We start from the raw sequence: 3,776 nt of genomic DNA, 5'->3' as shown, positions 1-3,776 counted from the left end.
CTCGATGCTCCTGGTTCTTCTTTTTTCCGCTACGTCGTTAAACCGCTATGCGAAAACGGGCCTGGCCACTCATGCCGGCGCGCGGCACACCCTTTTTCGCATAGCGCCTCACATGTCGCCTGGTAGAGGCGGCACGCGCATCGCACGAGCCGCCTCCGGCATCAATGCACGGGCTTCTCGTCGGCGTCGCCCTGGCTAACCATCTCATCGGCCGGATCGCCCTTGCTCAGTGCTCCCACCCGGGAACCGCCGCGCGCCAAGCGACTCAAGCGATTGAAGTTGCGCATCGATTGCAGATGCACATAGAGCAGTTCCAGCTCATCGGTGGCCAGCATGCTCTTCAGAGCGCCCTCGGGGAGCTCCTTGAGCTTCTGGCGGTTCACCGCCTTGAAGCCGGTCAGCGTGCGCTTGCCGCCTTCAGGCAGGCTGATCTGCGCTTCCACCGCCTCCAGCAGGTCGAGCTCGACCAGCCGGTTGCAGAAAGCTCGAGTGCGCTGGAAGTGCGCCTGATAGTCCTGCAGGAAGTCGAGCACCTTGGCCATGTACTGGGTCTGCTCGCCGTCGCTGTCGAAGAAGCGCTCGCCCCGGCCTTCGGCATTCAGGCCTTCGTAGTCTTCATCGATACACAGGGTGAAGGTCTTGCCATCCTCGCTGGAGGCAAACACGAAGGGATAGCGGCGCAGGAAGGCCGGCACGTACTCACCGCGCCATTGGCCTTCGCCGTCTACCATCAGGTTCGAGTCCTGGTCGATGCCCAACACCGCCACCGGCAGCACGCTGCCCTCGGCATCGGTGAAAACGATGGGCAGGTCGCTTGCCGCCGCGGGAAACTCAGCGGCCATCAGCGGCACCGAATTGACCTGGCCGGCAAAACCGAAATCCTTGCCGACCTTGAGAGACAGCTCACCGTGCTTGTCACGGGTGATAGGCTGCACGTTGCGATAGATCAGGAGTTGAGTAGCCAAGTAGGCCTCCTTGCATTGCATCTTGTCGTCGCTCCCTACCGCAGGGTCCGGGAGCCGTTGTCGCGCAGGCAGCGCTTACAGGCGGCTGAAAGCCGCCAGATTCACCTCTTCACTCATCAGGTTGTCGATCTCGGCGAGATCCTCCACGTTGATCACGCCCGCCGCATGCTTCAGGCGCAGCACGCTGATCAGGTAGTCGTAGCGGGCACTGGCCAGCTCGCTGCGGGCGAAGAACAGGTCACGCTCGGCATCGAGCAGATCGAGTAGCGGAATCACGCCCGATTCGTACCCCACCTGGCGGCTTTCGGCGATACGCTCACTGGCACGCAGCGACTCACGCAGCGCGCGCTCGCGCGCCATGGCAGTGACGATGCCTTGGTAGCCGGCCCGCACGTTGCGCTGCAGTTCACGGCGCACCTGCTCCTGACGCGCCCGACCGGCCTCGATGAGCTGCTCACCCTCTCGCACCTGGGACGACGCCATGCCGCCACTGTAAACAGGCACGTTCAGCCCAAGGCGAATGGTCTGGGTCTCGACCTGGCTGCCCCCGCCGAACAGCGATCCTTCGGTATCGTCGTTCTCGTAGTTCAAACTCAGGTCCACGGTGGGAAAATGTCCGCCGCGTCTGACTTTCACGCTCTGCATGGCCACCTCGACCGCCAGGCTTGCCGCCTGCAGGCGCGGATTGCGCTGCAACGCCAGCTCGGTCCAGGCGTCAGGCGAATCCGGCTGGGGGCGCTCCAGTTGGAGGTTGCCGTTGACCAGGCGTAAGCGGTTGGGCAGCACGCCGGTAACCTCCTCCAGCGCGTTCAGCGCATCGCGCAGACGGTTTTCCACGTCGAGCTCGCGGGCCTCTACCTGCAGGTAACGCGCCTCGGCATCCAGCAGATCGATCTCTCGGGCCAGACCGTCCTCATGGCGCGCCCGCACTTGGTCGAGATTGGTGCCCACCTGCTGTTTCTCGGCACGCAGGAAACTCAGGTTCTCGCGCAGCGCCAGTGCCGTGAAGTAACGCTCGGCCACGCGCAGGTACAGGTCCTGACGCGCCGCCTCGAGCTCGGAAGCCGCCTGCTGGATCTCCTGCTTGGCCTGGCCGAAAGCCGCCCAACGCGAGTAGTCGTATACCGACTGCTCGATGGAAACGCCATACAACGTCGTGGGAAAGGAAGTGCTGCCGCTGTCGAAGACCTCGTTGTCGGAACTGACGATGTCCTGAGTGATCTCGCTGCGGCTGGCATTGACGCTCACCTGCGGCAACAGCGCCGAACGAGCCTGGTAATAGCGCTCATCGGTGGCCTGCTTGCCATGGAAATCGGCCTGGAACTGAGGATCGTTGCTGGTCGCCAATTCGTGCAGCTGCAAAAGGCTGCTGCCCATCGCCAGGGGCGACAGCAAGCCGAAGCCAAGCGCTACGGCAACGCGCCGAAGGGGAAGGGTACCGCGTACCTTCATCGTGATTTTGCTCCTGCTGCGCACTCGACGCGGCCACACCCACGTCGCGTTATCGTTTTATTAGGGTCTGCTGCTTTGGCATGAGCCTATCAGCACACTTTTTTCTCATCTTCCACTCAGCGTCACATCGTGACGCCCGCCGTCCCGAAGCGGTGCCCCAGCGGCGAACGCGCCAGCCTCGAGACGAGCCTCGGTGGGGGTCATGCCGAACTGCTGGCGAAAAGCGCGATAGAACCAGGAAAGGTTGTTGAAACCGGAAGCAAAAGCGATCTCGCTGACGGCAAGCTGCGCAAAGCGCGGGGCCACCAGCCGCCGCCACGCCAGTTGCAGGCGCAGCGACAGAAGGTAATCGGTAAACGTGGTCCGCTCGTGGCGGAAAAGCGCCCGCAGGTAACCGGGTGAAACACCGTGTCGCCTGGCGACTTCGGGAAGTGTGAGGTCGCCATGACCGGCATGGGCGAACATGTCGGCCTTGATGGCACGCAGCCGAGCCTCACGCAGGCCTCGCCCTCGGGCACGATACGCCGCATCCGGCGAGGCCCCCAGGCACAGCGCGGCCAGGTCGGTCATCTGTTCGGCCAGCGCGACCGGATCCCGATCGGCCCGATCCATTCCGCTCGCAGTGAGCGCCAGCGCCAGCCTGCTAAGATGACGCAACGGTTCCGTGCGCAAGAGTTTGTCGACTGCGGGACGTATGTCCTGGTTGAGTCGTGGCGACAACAGCCGGCGCGAAAAACCAATGCTGAGGAAGCGTACCCGCGAACCGTGGAAAGCAACGCGACCTGGAAGTTCATTGAAACCCAGGCACCCTTCACCGGCATGACAGGTCGCCTCGCCCAACCTGGGCTGTGATGTGGTCCAACCGCCCTGCCCCGACGGGTTCAGCAGAAATGAGATATCGTCGTTGCCGTCGGCAAGGCTCGTCAGTTCGCGCTGGGCAATCAGCGGTGAGCACTCGACACTGGCGATGGAAACGCCCGGCAGCAGCTGAATACGCGCCTCGATCTCGGGACATTCACCTCGCGGGACCTCCAGCTCCACATTGGCAACGGCAGCATAGAACTCGCGCGCGGCATCGAGACGCTCACGCTCGGAGTGCTCTCTACTGGAAAAAGAGATAAGGGCCATTGGCAGTTTCTTCGTCGAGAGGCAAGCCAGCCTAAAGCACCAGGCGAATGTCACACTTCTGCGTCGCACGCCATGCATCCGAGCCAGCCATTGTCATAGTTGTTATGAGCTAAACGACATAGATTGTTTAGGCATTAACGATTATAGACATGATCATCGTCAAGTAAACATTTTGTTACAATATCGTTACCCAAGCGCACCGACACGACACTAGTCTCCTGACCCGCGTCT

At 62.2% G+C, this 3,776-nt stretch carries 3 protein-coding genes; all 3 read right to left on the bottom strand.

Annotated elements, in window-relative coordinates; translation table 11 throughout:
* Positions 1–161: 161 nt before the first annotated feature.
* The 3 genes from F0A17_RS02980 to F0A17_RS02970 all read right to left on the bottom strand — a co-directional run bounded on the left by F0A17_RS02980 (position 162) and on the right by F0A17_RS02970 (position 3,545).
* Positions 162–965 carry a SapC family protein gene (locus tag F0A17_RS02980; RefSeq protein WP_228716786.1) on the bottom strand — a complete coding sequence of 268 codons (804 nt, stop codon included), beginning with the start codon at positions 963–965 and terminating at the stop codon, positions 162–164.
* A 75-nt stretch (positions 966–1,040) separates the two neighbouring features.
* Positions 1,041–2,417: a TolC family outer membrane protein gene (locus tag F0A17_RS02975; RefSeq protein WP_149326831.1), complete on the bottom strand. Its 1,377-nt coding sequence runs from the start codon at positions 2,415–2,417 to the stop codon at positions 1,041–1,043.
* A 105-nt stretch (positions 2,418–2,522) separates the two neighbouring features.
* Positions 2,523–3,545, bottom strand: coding sequence for a helix-turn-helix transcriptional regulator (locus F0A17_RS02970; RefSeq protein ID WP_149326830.1), 1,023 nt, complete (start codon positions 3,543–3,545; stop codon positions 2,523–2,525).
* Between the last annotated feature and the right edge of the window lie 231 nt (positions 3,546–3,776).

The organism is Billgrantia pellis, assembly GCF_008297955.1.
Taxonomy (GTDB): Bacteria; Pseudomonadota; Gammaproteobacteria; order Pseudomonadales; family Halomonadaceae; genus Halomonas; species Halomonas pellis.
This window is presented reverse-complemented; position numbering and strand designations above follow the sequence as displayed.

Coding starts and splice junctions, on each gene's coding strand:
- F0A17_RS02975 (WP_149326831.1), bottom strand. CDS start 2,417: ATGAAGGTACGCGGTACCCTTCCCCTTCGGCGCGTTGCCGTAGCGCTT.
- F0A17_RS02970 (WP_149326830.1), bottom strand. CDS start 3,545: ATGGCCCTTATCTCTTTTTCCAGTAGAGAGCACTCCGAGCGTGAGCGT.